Genomic DNA, 13,787 nt, shown 5'->3' on the forward strand with positions numbered 1-13,787 from the left:
ATCAGGCCCTGTACGATTCGATCACGGCCAATTCGAAAAACATGTTCAAGTCCAGCCTGACGCAAATCGATGGCAAGATTTCCGGTGAATTGTTCAACTTACCTGCCGGCGCCGTCGGCCTGGCGGTCGGTACCGAGTTCCGTCGCGAAAGCCTGAGCACGTCGCCTGATCCGCTTGCCGTGGAAGGCGAGTTCTATCACCAGGCGCAATTGCCGCCAGGCTTTTCGAATGACCGTAACATTTCCTCGATCTATGCGGAATCGACGATTCCCCTGCTGAAATCGCTGGAAGCGCAAGTGGCAGTGCGTCACGACCATTACTCCGACTACGGCAATTCGACCACGCCGAAAGTGGGCTTGAAGTGGAGCGTGACGCCGGCGTTCATGGTGCGCGGCACCTATGCTGAAGGCTTCCGTGCACCGACCTTGGTGGAAAACTCCACCGACGTGCGCAATGCCTTTGTGTCGATTCGCGATCCCTACCGTTGCAACGCCCAATACAAGCTGGGCTGCTCCACTTCCAGCCCGTATCAAAGCGGCGCGAATCCGGAGCTGAAACCGGAAACGGCGAAGAGCTACACCCTGGGCCTGGCCTGGGAACCAAGCTCGTCGTTCCTGGCAACGATCGATCTGTGGCAGATCAAGCGCGTCAACGAAATCGGCACCTATGACCTGGACAAGGTCCTGTCCGATCCTAGCCGCTACGCTGGCGACCCGGCCGTTGCCATCACGCGTGATCCGCTGACCGCCGCCGACAAGCTCGCCGGTGCCACCGCCGGTGAAATCACCAACATCAAGATGTTGCTGACCAACGTGGCCGTGACGCAGATCCGTGGCGTGGACCTGAAGCTGACGGGCCGTATCAACCTGGGTGAGTACGGCAGCTTGCAGCCAACCCTGAACGTCAGCCACATGCAGTCGTTCAAGAACGCGCCGTCGCCAACCGACGACCTGATCGAGTATGCCGGCACCCGTGGCACGCCGTCGGTGCAAGCTACCCTGGGCCTGGCGTGGAAGAAAGCGGCCTACGCCTTGTCGGCAGATACGGTATTTATCAGCAAGATGGCATCGGTTGCCGACCGTACGCAAGATTGCGTACTTGAAACCGAAGGCTTCCCGGAGCTGTGCAAAGGGATTCCATCGTTCACCGTGGTTAATCTGGGCGGCAGCTACAGCGGCTTCAAGAACACCAAGCTGAGCTTTGCCATCCAGAATGCCTTCGACCGCAAACCGCCTTTCCATCCGAACGGCACGGCGAACTACTACTCGTCGCTGCATAGCGCGATGGGCCGTTATTTCCAGATCACGGCTGATTACAGCTTCAAGTAATCGCGCATGATGAAGAAGGCGCCGTGACCGTGAGGTAACGGCGTCTTTTTTTGTCCTGCTGGGCAAGCAGTGCGTGATTGCCTTAAGGAAATTAAAGTCATTGTTTTTATCGAGGAGACTGTCTTGAACCGACGCATCATTCCTGTCGTGCTTAGTACCTTGTTACTCAGTAGCGGCCTGTACAGCGCAAGCGTGCGCGCCGACGAATCCATTCCCATTGCCGAATTTTTCAAGAAAGCGGAGTTCAGCGGCCGCCCCATCCTGTCGCCCGATGGTCAAAGCATGGCGGTGTTGACGCCGCGCAATGGACGCTTCGTGCTGGCGGTCATCAATCTCGATACCAGGGCTTCGACCGTGGTGGCTTCCGATCCGGACTGGAACGTGGCCAACCCCATTTGGGTCAACAACAAGCGCCTGGTGTTCAGCATCAGCAAAGGCAGCGAAGAAGTACTGGAAAAGCAGACCGGCGGTGGTTTGTTCGCCGTCAACAGCGACGGCAGCGGCTTTCGCAAGCTGGTGATCAGCGTGAAGGAATCGATGAGCTCGGGCATGCCGTACAAGCCCGTGTCCGTGCTGCAGCGTGTGGGCGGCGACAGCAACGACTTGATTGTCGTCAACAACGAGCGGGGCCGCGATGCCGACCTGGGCGCCAGCGACGTGTTCCGCCTCGATACGACGAACGGCCGCATGGCCTTGTTGACCTTTAATAATCCGGGCGCCGTCAGCGGCTGGGTGCTTGACCATAATAATGTGATCCGCGTGGCATCGGCCATGACGGTGGAAGACGGCAGCAAGCGTATCGTGCAAACCGTGTACCTGCGCGATGACGAGAAGGCGCCGTGGAAAGCGATTTACAAGGCGTATCTGGATGAAGGCAAGGAAATGAATCCGCTGGGATTTGATTTTGATAACAAGACCCTGTTCGTGGCCGGACGCTTCAATGGCCGCGACAAGGCCGGCGTGCATATCTGGAACAGCGCCACCAATACGGCGGGAGAGCTGATCGCCGAACATGCGGAAGCCGATATCGCGGGCGGCCTGATCTTTGATGAAGCGCGCAAGAAGGTGGTGGGCGTGGCCGTCAACGGCATGAAGCCGGAAATGTATTATTTTGACGAAGACTATGCGCGCCTGCAGGCTTCGCTCGACGCCAGCCTGCCTGGCGAGCACGTGGAATTCCAGTGGCGCGGCAACCGCGCCGTCGTTGTCACCACCGGCGTCAATAACGTGGGCAAGCTGTATTACTTCGATACCTTGAAGAAGACGCTGGAGCCGCTGTACAGTGTCAAGCCCTCACTGGACGGCAAGAAACTTTCCGAGCAGACGGTTATCCGTTACAAGGCGCGCGATGGCCTGACCATCCCGGCCTACCTGACCTTGCCGGAAGGCCGCACGCCCAAGGCCCTGCCGCTGGTGGCGTATATCCACGGTGGCCCGCATGCGCGCGACAGCTTTGGCTACGATCCGATCACGCAGATGCTCGCTTCACGCGGCTTTGCCGTGATGCAACCGCAATTTCGCATGTCGACTGGCCTGGGGTGGAAGCACCATACGGCGGGCTGGAAGCAATGGGGGCTGGCCATGCAGGATGACATCACGGACGGTATCGAGGAACTGGTCAAGCAGGGCGTGGTCGATCGCAACCGCGTCTGCATCATCGGCGCCAGCTATGGCGGCTATGCCACCATGTACGGCCTGGTGAAGAATCCCGACCTGTACAAATGCGGCATCAACTGGGTGGGCGTGACGGACGTGAAAATGTTGTTTACTGTCAACTGGTCCGATGTCTCCGGTCCTGTGATGGATAACATCGGCACGAAAATGCACGGTGATCCGAAGACCGACGACGTGTATTTCCGGAAGGTATCGGCGATCGATCATGCGGACAAGATCAAGGCGCCCGTGCTGATGGCCTATGGTAGCGAAGATCGCCGCGTGCCCCTGATTCACGGCGAAAAAATGCGCGACCAGTTGCTCAAACAAGGTAATACGGTTGAATGGATGGTGATGACGGGCGAGGGCCATGGCTGGTCCAAGGAAAGCAACAACATCAAGTGGGGAGAAGCCGTGTACAGCTTCATTAACCGCTATATTGGTCCGGCTGCCGGCAACAAGACCGCGCAGCAGTAATTCAGCATAGCAAGGTGATGCCGTTCAGACCTGGTCTGGACGGCATTTTTGTTTCCACAGCCGGCGCCGGTAAAAGCGCCACAAGACGCGCAAGTCGCGCAGCACGGGCACGCCCGACAGTAAAGTCAGCACGCCGGCGAGGATGATGGTGGCGGCCGGAAAGCCGATGTGCTTGAAGGCCAGTGCGCCGCTGACGCCGCCGATGAAGAAACAGCTGATCAGCAGGCTGTGCGTCCTCAGCTTGCCCCGGTTGACCTTCACCATCCGGTCCGGCAATTTCCTGCGGTTGTAATACGCCATCTTGCCCAGTTCGATGCCGATGTCGGTCGACAGGCCCGTCACGTGCGTGGTGCGGATGACGGCGCCCGAAATCTTGGTGATGATGGCGTTCTGCAAGCCCATCACAAAGCACAGCAGCAAGATGGTGACGGGACCCAGCACGTCGGGCATGGCCGCGAGGTAGTTGCCCGCCAGGCCGAACAGCAGCAATAGCGCCGCCTCCAGCAGCAGGCTGGCGGCGAACTGGCTGTGCAGCCGGCGCCGCTTGCCCCAGTTCACCATGATGGCCGTGACGGCCGCGCCGCTGACAAAGGCCAGCCAGGCGCCCAGCGCGGCCAGGGCTACCGTGACGTTGCCCAGCGCCAGGTCATCCGCCATGCCCGAGACGATGCCCGTCATGTGCGAGGTATAGCCGCCGATGGCGAGAAAACCGCCCGCGTTCACGGCGCCGGCCACCAGCGCCAGCACGCAGCCCAGCTGCAGATTGGCTTGCGTATCGCGCGCCGATCCGCTCAGGCGGGACAGGTAATGAAGCGGCATGCCCGGGCCGGCCTCAGGCCGCGGCGCCGAAGATGGCTTGCCACAGGCGCATGACATTCTCCGCATGCACGCGCACCCGCTCCGGTTCCACGCGGGCCAGATCCTGCCCTTGCAGGCGCAACTGGTGCTGCAGCTTGCGCAGCGCGCGGTAGGCGTCGGCAACGAGGGTCGCCAGTTGCGCGTCGATCAGCCCCAGCTCGCCGCACAGGCGCAGCAGGGCGATATTGCCCGAGTTGGCCGTCAGCTGCGGATACTGCGCCGCATGCTGCAGCACCAGGTATTGCACCATGAATTCGATGTCGATCATGCCGCCCGGATCCTGCTTCAAGTCAAAGCTGCCGGGGCGGGGCGGATGCGCATCGAGCATTTTCTTGCGCATGGCCACCACTTCGCCCTTGAGCGGGCCGTTTTCCGGGCGCTCCTTGCGCAAGATCGTGTCGCGGATGCGTTCGAAATGCTTGCCGATGCTGACGTCGCCGGCGCAAAAGCGCGCGCGCGTGAGCGCCTGGTGTTCCCACACCCAGGCCGCGCTGCTCTGGTAGCGCTCGAACGCCTGCACGCTGGACACCAGCATGCCCGAGGCGCCGTCGGGGCGCAGGGCGATGTCGATGTCGAACAGGATGCCGGCCGAGGTGTGCGAGGTCATCCAGGTGATGAAACGCTGCGCCAGCTTGGCGTACAGGCCGGGCGCTTCCTGGTCGTCGTCGTCGAACAGGAAGATGACGTCGAGGTCCGAGACATAGCCCAGTTCCTTGCCGCCCAGCTTGCCATATGCGATGACGGCGAATTTCGGCACCTCGCGGTGGCGCGTGGGCAAGGTTTGCCAGACGGCTTGCACGGTGGCGGCGACGATGATGTCGGCCAGCTGCGACAGGTAATCGGCCAGTTTTTCCACGCTCAGGTCGCCCGCCAGGTCTTGCGCCAGGCACTGGAACAGCTGCGCGTGGTGCATTTCACGCAGGATATCCATCTGCCGCTCCGTGTCGCCGGGGGCGTCGTCGAGCTGGCGTTGCAGGTCCAGCGCCAGCGCGGCCGGATCCGGCACCGTGTTGCGGATGCGCTCATCGAGCAACTCGTCGAGCAGGATCGGGTGCTGCGTGAGGAAGGTGGCGGCCCAGCCGCTGGCGCACACCATGCGCACCACGCGCTCCAGGGTGTGCGGGTATTCCGTCAGCAGCGACAGATAGGCCGAGCGGCGCGCGATGGCTTCCAGGAAATCGAGCAGCCGGCCCAGGGTGGCCAGCTGGCTGGCGTTGCCGTTGGAAACGGAGCAGTCGGTGATCAGGGGCAGGGCGGAATTGACGAGGGCGACCAGACGCGTGCGGCTTGCCTCGGGCAAGGATTGCAGGCGCGGTGCTTGCCAGGTGGCCAGCAGCCGGCGCGCGCAGGCGGCCGGCTCATGAAAACCCAGGGCGGCAAAGCGCGCCTCGATGGCTTCCTGCTGGTCCGAGGCGGCGCAGTCGTTCGAGGTTTGCGGGTCGATGCCCGTGTCGGCCGGCGGCGTGCCGCTGCTCTTGTCGCTGAACATTTCGTCGAATTGACCGGCGACAAACACGCGGTGCGCTTCCAGCCGGGCCAGCAGGGTAGCGATGTCGGGCAGGCCCATCATCTGCGCCACGCTCAGGCGGTCGGCGTCATTCGCGGGCAGGGTGTGTGTCTGTGCATCGTCAAGATACTGCAGCCGGTGTTCGAGGTTGCGCAAGAAAGTGTAGGAACCGAGCAACTGTTCCACGATGGCCGGTTCCAGCAAGCCCTTGTCCGCCACCGTGCGCAGGGTGGCGCGCGTGGAGCGCTCGCGCAGTTCGGCGTCGCGCCCGCCCCGTATCAATTGGAATACTTGCGCGAGGAATTCGATTTCGCGGATGCCGCCACGGCCCAGCTTGACGTTGTTGCTGCGGTCCGGGTGCAGCCGCTCCTGGCGGTTGACTTCGGCGCGGATCTGGCCGTGCATGGTGCGGATGGCGTCGATGACGCCGAAATCGAGGTAGCGGCGAAAGACGAAGGGGCGCACGATGGCGTCGAGCGCGGCGATGTCTTCGGGCTTGCCCGTCACGGCGCGTGCCTTGACCCAGGCGTAGCGCTCCCATTCGCGGCCCTGCACGATCAGGTATTGTTCCACCATGCTCAGGCTGGCGGCCAGCGGCCCCGAATTGCCATTCGGGCGCAAGGCCATGTCCACACGGAAAGTAAAACCGTCCTGCGTGATCTCGGCCAGGGCGGCGATCAGTTTCTTGCCCATGCGAATGAAAAACTCGTGATTCGACAGGCTGCGCTGGCCCGGCTGGGTCGCTTGCGTGTCGCCATCTTCCGGATACACAAAGATCAGGTCGATGTCCGACGAGACGTTCAGCTCGCCGCCGCCCTGCTTGCCCATCGCCAGCACCATCAAGGCCTGTTCCTCGCCCGATTCCTCGCCGACGGGCATGCCGTGCAGGGTCACCATCTCGGCCATGATGGCATCCACATGCGTGCGGATGGCGAAATCGGCAAAGCCCGTCATGGCCGTGACGACTTCGTTCAAGTCCGCCTGGCCGCCAAGATCGCGCACGATCAGGCCGCATACCAGCAGGTTGCGCAGGCGGCGCATGGCCCGCTCGGGCGGCAGCGGCGGCGTGGCCGCGTTCGCCTGCTCGGCCAGCGCGGCGGCAAAGTCGAGCCCATCCAGCGGCGCGCGCACCAGTTGCGCTACCTGTGCGGCGCGCTCGGGGGCGGCGTCCAGCCAGCGCTGGTAGAAACGGGAGGCGGAAATCAAAGGCTGTGTGCTCATGGTATCGGTAAGGGTCTCGTGGATGCTGCGTGCATGTTCTTGTTTAACTTGGCTGCGAACGGCGGGGGATGCGGTAAAATTGTGCCGCTGGCGCTAAGCCGCCGGCAGTGCGTGCTCTTCCGGACGATGGTAAGGGAGGCTTTGCTCAGACGCAAGCGCAAGGATGCAGGCGCGCACCACGAATGCAGACGATTTTTGCCATTATTTGACGCCGGGCCCGTTTATTAGCTTATTGATGCAAAAACCGCCAGAAGCAAGCGTGACAGAACATGTGCCATTGGCCCTGCGCTGGCAGCGGCTGCGTGCCGCCTATCGCATGGCAAACCTGGCCACCCACCATGTGCTGGGTTTTACCGTCAAACTGGTGCTGCTCGCATATTTTGCCTTCGCCGTGCTGTTTCTGTTCCTGCGCTACGCGATCTTGCCGAATATCGATTACTACAAAGGCGATATCGAGCGGGCGGCCAGCCGCGCGCTGGGCAACCCCGTCAGTATCGCGCGTATTTATGCCTCCTGGCACGGCCTGCGGCCGAATCTCTTCCTCGGCGACGTGACCTTGCGCGACCAGGCGGGCCGCCAGGCGCTGAGCCTGCCGAGCATCTCGGCCACCGTATCGTGGTGGAGCGTGCTCGGTTCCGTACGCTTCACTACCCTGGAAATCACGCGGCCCGATCTGGACGTGCGGCGCAGCAAGGATGGCAAGCTGTACGTGGCCGGGGTATTGATCGACAGCACGCAAGGCAGCGATGGCAAGGGCGCCGACTGGCTGCTGTCGCAGCATGACGTCATCATCCGCGACGGCAAGGTGCGCTGGACGGATGAAGCGCGCGGCACGCCGGAGCTGGCTTTGTCCCAGGTCAATCTGCTGCTGCGCAACCGCTGGCGCAGCCACCGGCTGGGCTTGCAGGCCACGCCGCCCTCCAGCCTGGCCGCCCCCATCGATGTGCGCGCTCACTTCACGCATCCCCCTTTCAGCACGCGCATCTCCGATGTGTCGATGTGGAAGGGCGAGCTGTATGCGGACCTGAAAAACGCCGACCTGGCCGCCTGGCGCCGCTATCTCGATTACCCGTTCGAGCTGAGCCAGGGCAAGGGCGCCCTGCGCGCCTGGTTGAGCCTGGACCACGCGCGCCTGGCCGGCTTCACGGCCGACGTGGGCTTGACGGATGTGCAGGCGCGGCTGGGCGAGCATATCGCGCCGCTCGACTTGCTGTCGGTCAGCGGACGCATTTCGGCAAAAGAAGAGCTGTCGGCGCAGGTGCCTGACGGTAAGCCGACCTTTGGCGCGAACGGCCATCAGGTGGAATTGACGAACTTCGCGGTGGAAACACGCGACGGCCTCATCCTGCCGCCCACGACCTTGTCCGAGCGTTTCATCGCTGCCACGAAGCGCAAGCCGGCGCGCACGGAAATCACGGCCAAGTCGCTCGATTTGCAAACCCTGGCCGCGCTGGCCGACAAGTTGCCGCTGGGCGAGCAGCAGCGCCAGCGCCTCGACGCCCTGGCGCCGCGCGGGCGTTTGCAGGATTTTTCGGCGCAATGGGAAGGCGAGATGGCCGCGCCCGCCAGCTACCGTCTGCGAGGCAAACTCATCGACCTGGGCCTGGATGCGCAGCCGGCGCGCCTGGCCGTGGCGAAGACGGCGGGCAGCCCCGCGCAGGCCGCCGCGCCCGCCATTCCCGGCTTCGATAAACTCAGCGGCAGCATCGACGCCAGCGACAAGGGCGGCACCATTGCCATCGACGCGCAGGACCTGGTGCTGCAATTGCCCACGTACTTGAGCGAACCGGCCTTGCCGTTCGAACAATTCGCGATGCAGGCGCGCTGGACGTTTGAAGCGGCCAATATGCTGCAGGTCGAGCTGGACAAGCTGGATTTCAATCAGCAAGGCTTGCGCGTCGCCCTGCAAGGCACGCACCGCCTGCCGCTCGACGGCAAGAACCTGGGCCAGGTCGACTTGACGGGCACGATCGACAATTTCCAGATCAATACCATCGGCCGCTATCTGCCGCTGCAAACGCCCGAGCACCTGCGCCATTGGCTGACGGGCGCGCTGGAAGGCGGCATGGCGCACGATGTCAGCCTGCGTCTGCGCGGCGAGCTCGAACATTTCCCCTTCAAGGCCGACACGCCAGCCCAGCGCAACCGGGGCGACTTCCGCGTAGCCGGCAAGATCGAGAACGGCACCTTGAACTATGCGCCCGGCGAATTTGCGGAAAGCGGCCCGCTGGCGGGCAAGGCTCCCCTGTGGCCGCAGGCGGAAAAGATCAAGGGCAGCTTTGTGTTCGAGCGGGCGCGCATGGAAATTCGCGGCGACACGGCCACCACGGGCGGCGTGGCATTGACGAACGTCAAAGCCGTGATCCCCGACCTGACCGTGTTCGACACCTTGCTCGATATCGACGGCAACGCGGCCGGCCCGATGCAGGAATTCCTCAAGTACGTGACGGCCAGCCCCGTGCTGGGCTGGATCGAGCATTTCACGGATGAAACGACGGCGACGGGCAACGCCAGGCTGGCCCTCAAATTGCATTTGCCGATCGAGCGCATGCTCGAGTCGACCGTGCAGGGCAGCTTGCAGCTGGCGGGTAACGACGTGGTGCTGTTCCACGACATGCCGCCCGTGCTGGGCACGCAGGGCAAGATCGAATTCAACGAAAAGGGCGTCAACCTGAATGGCTTGAACGGCAGCCTGCTGGGCGGGCCGCTGGCCATTTCGGGCGGCACGCAGGCGGACAGTTCCATTCAGGTGAAACTCGCCGGCAACATGACCATCGATGGCTTGCGCAAGACGTATCCGGCGCCCGTGCTGCAGCGCCTGGCGAAACATTTGAACGGCGGCGCGCGCTACAGCGGCCTGATCACGGCGCGCGACCACCAGGTGGTGGTCAATGTGGAGTCGCCCTTGACGGGTCTGGGCCTGGATTTTCCCGCCCCCCTGAAAAAACCGGCCGGCGACAGCCTGCCCGTGAAATTCACCCTGACGGGCAATGCGGCCAACGGGGCCGGGCTGCGCACGGACGATATCCGCATCGCGCTCGGCTCCGGCATTGCCGCACGCTACCAGCGCCAGAAGCAGGGCAAGGATGCCTGGCGCCTGGTGCGCGGCGGCATCGGCGTGAACGTGCCGGCGCCGGAACCGGACAGCGGCATGATGCTCAACGTGAATATGAAAACCCTGGACGTGGATAGCTGGATCGCCGCCGGCAGCGAGATCGCCGGCGGCGCCGCGGCGCCAGCCGATGCGGGCGGCAGCGCGGACGACGCGCCCGATATCGCGCAATACGTGGTGCCGGACATGATGGCGGCCCGGGCCAGCGAACTGATGCTGGGCGAGCGCAAGCTGGAAAACGTGGTGGTCGGCGCCACGCACCAGAAGGATGTGTGGCAAGCCAATATTGACGCGAAACAAGTGTCCGGCTATGTGACGTGGCTGGAAACGCCGTCCGGTCTGGGCAAGATGACGGCGCGCCTGTCGTCGCTGATCATTCCGGAGTCGGCCGCCAACGACGTGAAGAATTTGCTGGAAGGGAAAAGCGGCGCCCAGTCGATCCCCTCGCTCGATATCGTTGCCGAGCAATTTGAACTGTTCAACAAGAAGATCGGCCGGCTGGAGTTGCAGGCCTATAACACCATGGCTGCGGGCGGGCGCGAGTGGCGCGTGGGCAAGCTGCAATTGTCGAATCCCGATGGCGCGCTGAGCGGCAGTGGCAAATGGGTCATCAAGGACGGACAAAGCACGACCAGCCTGCGTTTCGGCCTCGATATCGTCGATGCGGGCAAGCTGCTCGACCGCTTCGGCTTTGCCGACACATTGCGTCGCGGCAAGGGGCGCTTGAGCGGCGACATCGCCTGGAACGGCTTGCCGTATTCGCTCGACATTCCCACCCTGTCGGGGCAGATCGAGATGAACGTGGAATCGGGCCAGTTCCTCAAGCAGGATCCGGGCGCGGCCAAGCTGTTGGGCGTACTCAGCCTGCAAGCCTTGCCCCGCTTGCTGAAACTCGATTTCCACGACGTGTTTTCCGAAGGCCTGGCCTTCGACGGCATCACGGCCAACGCCAGCATCAAGCGGGGCGTGGTGACCACCGACAACCTCAAGATGCATGGCGTGGCGGCCACCGTGCTGATGGATGGCACGGCCGATATCGCCAATGAAACGACGAACCTGCACGTGGTGGTGATCCCGGAATTTAACCTGGGCACGGGGCCGCTCGTGTACGCGCTGGCCGTCAATCCCGTCATCGGCCTGGGCAGCTTCCTGGCGCAGCTGTTCCTGCGCGCCCCCGTGATGAAGGCGCTCACTTACCACATGCAGATCGCCGGCCCGTGGAAAGCGCCCGTCGTGACCAAGCTCGATGGTGGTAAATTGGAACCTGTCGCCGCTCCTGCCGCCGCAGCCGTGGAGGCTGGGGCGAAATAGGCGCGGCGTTCGAAAGGATAAGAGGTGGCAATGATGCATACAGTTGCAGCAGTACAAATGATTTCCTCGCCTTGCGTGGAAGACAATCTGGCGACGGCGCACCGCCTGGTGGCGCAGGCCGCCGCCGCTGGCGCGCAGCTGGTGGTGCTGCCCGAATACTGGGCCATCATGGGCAAACAGGAAACGGACAAGCTGGCTCATGCGGAACAGCCCGGCCACGGGCCGATCCAGGATGGCATGGCGCAGATGGCGCGCCAGCACGGCATCTGGCTGATCGGCGGCACCTTGCCCCTGATCTCCGGCCAGGAGGGCAAGGTCTTGAACACCACGCTGGTGTACGACCCGCAAGGCGAGCCGGCCGGCCGCTACGACAAGATCCACCTGTTCGGCTTTACGCGCGGCGCCGAGTCGTACAACGAATCGCGCACCATCGTGCCCGGTGCGCAGGTGCGCTCGATCGAGACGCCGTTTGGCCGGGTCGGCCTGTCCATCTGCTATGACCTGCGTTTCCCGGAACTGTACCGGGCCATGGGCGATTGCGCGCTGATCGTCGTGCCGGCCGCGTTTACCCACACGACGGGCAGCGCCCACTGGGAAGTGCTGCTGCGCGCGCGTGCCATCGAAAACCAGTGCTATGTGCTGGCCTCGGCGCAGGGCGGCTTGCATCCGAACGGCCGGCGGACCTGGGGCCACAGCATGCTGATCGACCCGTGGGGCGAAGTGATCGCCGTGCTGCCCGAAGGCGAGGGCGTGGTCAGCGGCGAGATCGACCTGGTGTTTTTGGCCGGCGTGCGCGAGTCCTTGCCGGCACTCACTCACCGGACGATGTAAATTGAATGTTAAGAAAGAGCTATGATCCCATTTGAACCCAATCTATCGAATCTGGCCGTGGCGCGCGATATCCTGCTCACGCCCTTCGGCCTGGACGAAGACAAGCTGTTGAAAGCCCTGGGCACGATGTTTACGCACAAGGTCGACTATGCCGACCTGTATTTCCAGTCGACCAAGAGCGAAGGCTGGAGCCTGGAAGAGGGCATCGTCAAGACGGGCAGTTTTTCCATCGACCAGGGCGTGGGCGTGCGCGCCGTGTCCGGCGACAAGACGGCGTTTGCGTATTCCGACGACATTTCCGAGCGGGCCCTGCTGGAAGCGGCGGCGGCCACGCGCACCATCGCGCGCGCGGGCGCCGGCAGGGTCAAGATCGCAGGCCGGATGCAGCCGCAGGGCGGGCGCTCGCTGTACCTGCCCAACGATCCGCTCGCCTCGCTGGACGCCACGGCCAAGGTGCAGCTGCTCGAGCGTGTGGAAAAGATGGCGCGCGCGAAAGATCCCAGGGTGGTGCAAGTGATGGCGGGCCTGGCCGGCGAGTACGACGTGGTGCTGGTGCTGCGCAGCGACGGCGTGCTGGCGGCCGACATCCGTCCGCTGGTGCGCGTGTCGCTGACCGTGATCGCGGAACAGAATGGCCGCCGCGAAACGGGCTCGGCCGGTGGTGGCGGGCGTTTCAGCTATGACTATTTCAGCGATGCCGTGCTGGAACAGTACGCTGCCGACGCCGTCAAGTCGGCCCTGGTGAACCTGGAAGCGCGCCCGGCGCCCGCCGGCCCCATGACCATCGTGCTGGGACCGGGCTGGCCCGGCATCCTGCTGCACGAGGCGATCGGCCATGGCCTGGAAGGCGATTTCAACCGCAAGGGCTCATCCGCGTTTTCGGGGCGCATCGGCGAGCGCGTGGCCGCCAAGGGCGTCACCGTGGTCGATGACGGTACCCTGGCTGGCCGGCGCGGTTCGCTCAATATCGACGACGAGGGCAACCCGACGCAGTGCACCACCCTGATCGAGGACGGCATCCTGAAGGGTTACATTCAGGACACCATGAATGCGCGCCTGATGAAGATGCCCGTGACGGGCAATGCGCGCCGCGAATCGTTCGCCCACCTGCCCATGCCGCGCATGACGAACACGTATATGCTGGGCGGCGACAAGGATCCGGGCGAGATCCTCGCTTCCGTGAAAAACGGCTTGTATGCCGTTAACTTCGGCGGCGGCCAGGTCGACATCACGAACGGCAAGTTCGTCTTCTCGGCCAGCGAAGCGTACATGATCGAAAACGGCAAGCTCAGCTACCCGGTGAAGGGCGCGACCCTGATCGGCAACGGCCCGGACGTGCTCAACCGTGTTTCCATGATCGGCAACGACATGTGCCTGGACTCGGGCGTGGGTATCTGCGGCAAGGAGGGGCAAAGCGTGCCCGTGGGCGTGGGACAGCCGACCCTGCGTCTCGATGGCATCACGGTCGGCGGCACTGCCTGATTTTTTT

At 63.4% G+C, this 13,787-nt stretch carries 7 protein-coding genes; 5 read left to right on the top strand and 2 right to left on the bottom strand.

Translation table 11 applies throughout. From position 1 onward, the window contains the following. On the top strand, nt 1-1,328 hold a 1,328-nt coding region (locus AC0V2Y_RS09715; protein WP_475418334.1), incomplete at its 5' end, for a TonB-dependent receptor domain-containing protein. A 123-nt stretch (nt 1,329-1,451) separates the two neighbouring features. Next, nucleotides 1,452-3,458 carry a S9 family peptidase gene (locus tag AC0V2Y_RS09720; protein ID WP_475416416.1) on the top strand — a complete coding sequence of 669 codons (2,007 nt, stop codon included), beginning with the start codon at nt 1,452-1,454 and terminating at the stop codon, nt 3,456-3,458. Nucleotides 3,459-3,482: 24 nt separating this feature from the next. Here AC0V2Y_RS09720 and AC0V2Y_RS09725 read toward each other — a convergent pair whose 3' ends face one another. After that, entirely contained in the window at nt 3,483-4,277 is a 795-nt protein-coding gene (locus AC0V2Y_RS09725) for a YoaK family protein (protein WP_475416415.1), read from the bottom strand. Between the two features lie 13 nt (nt 4,278-4,290). Further along, the gene (gene glnE / locus AC0V2Y_RS09730) at nt 4,291-7,044 is read right to left on the bottom strand and encodes a bifunctional [glutamate--ammonia ligase]-adenylyl-L-tyrosine phosphorylase/[glutamate--ammonia-ligase] adenylyltransferase (RefSeq protein ID WP_475416414.1); all 2,754 of its coding nucleotides are present in this window, start codon (nt 7,042-7,044) and stop codon (nt 4,291-4,293) included. 259 nt (nt 7,045-7,303) lie between these two features. Here glnE and AC0V2Y_RS09735 point away from each other — a divergent pair, with 259 nt between their 5' ends. The 3 genes from AC0V2Y_RS09735 to tldD are packed head-to-tail and all read left to right on the top strand — an operon-like array spanning nt 7,304 to nt 13,780. Beyond that, complete coding sequence (locus AC0V2Y_RS09735) at nt 7,304-11,467, top strand: YhdP family protein (RefSeq protein ID WP_475416413.1); 4,164 nt, start codon at nt 7,304-7,306, stop codon at nt 11,465-11,467. A 30-nt stretch (nt 11,468-11,497) separates the two neighbouring features. Beyond that, nucleotides 11,498-12,298: a carbon-nitrogen hydrolase family protein gene (locus AC0V2Y_RS09740; RefSeq protein ID WP_475416412.1), complete on the top strand. Its 801-nt coding sequence runs from the start codon at nt 11,498-11,500 to the stop codon at nt 12,296-12,298. 21 nt (nt 12,299-12,319) lie between these two features. Then, nucleotides 12,320-13,780, top strand: a complete 1,461-nt coding sequence (gene tldD / locus AC0V2Y_RS09745; protein ID WP_475416411.1) for a metalloprotease TldD — start codon at nt 12,320-12,322, stop codon at nt 13,778-13,780. Nucleotides 13,781-13,787: the final 7 nt, after the last annotated feature.

The sequence above is a fragment of the Janthinobacterium sp. BHSEK genome, from assembly GCF_056174685.1.

Bases quoted from the DNA above. Each gene is read 5' to 3' on its own strand.
- AC0V2Y_RS09725 (WP_475416415.1), bottom strand. From the start codon at position 4,277: ATGCCGCTTCATTACCTGTCCCGCCTGAGCGGATCGGCGCGCGATACG.
- glnE (WP_475416414.1), bottom strand. From the start codon at position 7,044: ATGAGCACACAGCCTTTGATTTCCGCCTCCCGTTTCTACCAGCGCTGG.
- AC0V2Y_RS09740 (WP_475416412.1), top strand. From the start codon at position 11,498: ATGATGCATACAGTTGCAGCAGTACAAATGATTTCCTCGCCTTGCGTG.
- tldD (WP_475416411.1), top strand. From the start codon at position 12,320: ATGATCCCATTTGAACCCAATCTATCGAATCTGGCCGTGGCGCGCGAT.